Origin of the sequence: Methylobacterium tarhaniae, from assembly GCF_001043955.1 — a bacterium.
Lineage (GTDB): Bacteria > Pseudomonadota > Alphaproteobacteria > Rhizobiales > Beijerinckiaceae > Methylobacterium > Methylobacterium tarhaniae.
The window spans coordinates 1-1,579 of sequence record NZ_LABZ01000351.1 but is presented as its reverse complement, the minus strand read 5'-3'; the positions used below and the strand labels follow the sequence as shown (position 1 = coordinate 1,579).

Genomic DNA, 1,579 nt, shown 5'->3' with positions numbered 1-1,579 from the left:
GGCGCGGGCCGGGCCGGCGGCCTCGCCCTGATCGCCACCCTCGCCTACCAGGCCTATCAGAACTGGCAGGCGAGCCAGGGCCAGCGCGCCGCCCCGCCCTCCGGCCGCGCGGCGGGCTTCATCCCCTCCGCCGACGAGGCGGCCAGGATGCTCGGCGGCACGCGCTTCGCGCCCGCCTCGCCGGCCGACGAGCAGGACCGGGCCCGGGCGCTCCTGATCGCCATGATCACCGCCGCCAAGGCCGACGGCCATATCGATGCCGACGAGCAGGGCCGCATCTTCGGCGAGATGGACCGCCACGCCCTCGATGCGGACGACAAGGCCTTCCTGATGGACGTGCTGCGCGCGCCCGTCGACGTCGAGGCGGTGGCGCGCCTCGCCCGCAATCCGGAGCAGGCGAGCGAGCTCTACGCCGCCTCCCTGATGGCGATCAGCGTCGACACGCCGCAGGAGCGCGCCTATCTCGATCACCTCGCCCGCAGCCTGAGGCTCGATCCGGGACTGGTGCGCCACATCGAGGCCACGCTCGCCGCGGCTTCATCGCAAAGGTGAAGACTTCGTTACGGCCGTTAACCAATCGCTAACCATCGGGCGCGCCTGATGGGCTGGTAACGAGTCGTAAAGACGTGACCAGCCAGACCCAAACCCGCCCGCCGATCCGCTTCCGTGGCCGCTCGTTCCTGGCGGTCGTGTTAGCCCCCGAGGCGCCGATCGAGGATTGGCTCGCCGATCTCGACGCCCTTGCCAAGCGCTCTCCGGCCTTCTTCGCCGGCCGCGCCGTGATCCTCGACGTGACCGCCCTGGCGCCGAGCCCGGATGCGCTCAAGGACCTGGTGGCCGCCCTCAGGCAGCGCGAGATCCCCATCATGGGGATCGAGGGCGCGGGGGCCGGCTCCCTCGGGCCCGGGATGCCGCCGCCGCTCAATGGCGGCCGGCCCTCCGGCGAGGTGGCGATGCCCGGCGAGGCGCCGGCATCGCCGCCGGTCGAGCGGGTGACGGGCGCGAAGTCGCTGATGCTGGAGAGCCCCGTGCGCTCCGGCCAGGCGATCCTCTTCCCCGAGGGCGACGTGACCGTGATGGGCTCGGTCGCCTCGGGTGCCGAGATCATCGCCGGCGGCTCGATCCACATCTACGGGGCCCTGCGCGGCCGCGCCATCGCGGGAGCCGCCGGCTCGCCGGGCGCACGCATCTTCTGCCGCAAGTTCGAGCCCGAGCTGCTCGCCATCGACGGCCTCTACCGCATCGCCGACGACATCGACCCGTCGCTCCGTGGCCGCGCGGTCCAGGTGTGGCTCGACGGCGACGCGATGCGCACCGCCGCGCTCGACTGAGCACGACAGGACATCGTCACCGCCCTGGGGGCCCCGCGGCAACGATCCGCGGACGGGGCGAGATCGAAGAAAACACACGCAGCGGCCGCGCCGGCCGCGACTTCGCAATCGATCGGTAAGGGGGACCAATGGCCAAAGTCATCGTGGTGACATCCGGCAAGGGAGGGGTGGGCAAGACCACCACGACGGCCGCTCTGGGAGCGGCTCTGGCCAAGACCGGCCAGAGCGTCTGCGTGGTCGACTTCGAT

The 1,579-nt window shown here is 71.9% G+C and carries 3 protein-coding genes; all 3 read left to right on the top strand.

The window, feature by feature from the left end; genetic code table 11:
- The coding region (locus VQ03_RS29870; RefSeq protein ID WP_048454567.1) for a tellurite resistance TerB family protein at positions 1–552 on the top strand (552 nt) is incomplete at its 5' end.
- 74 nt (positions 553–626) lie between these two features.
- Positions 627–1,331: a septum site-determining protein MinC gene (gene minC / locus VQ03_RS29865; protein WP_048454566.1), complete on the top strand. Its 705-nt coding sequence runs from the start codon at positions 627–629 to the stop codon at positions 1,329–1,331.
- A gap of 128 nt (positions 1,332–1,459) precedes the next feature.
- Positions 1,460–1,579 (top strand): nucleotide-binding protein (locus VQ03_RS35370; RefSeq protein ID WP_157064323.1); only part of this gene is annotated, 120 nt, incomplete at its 3' end.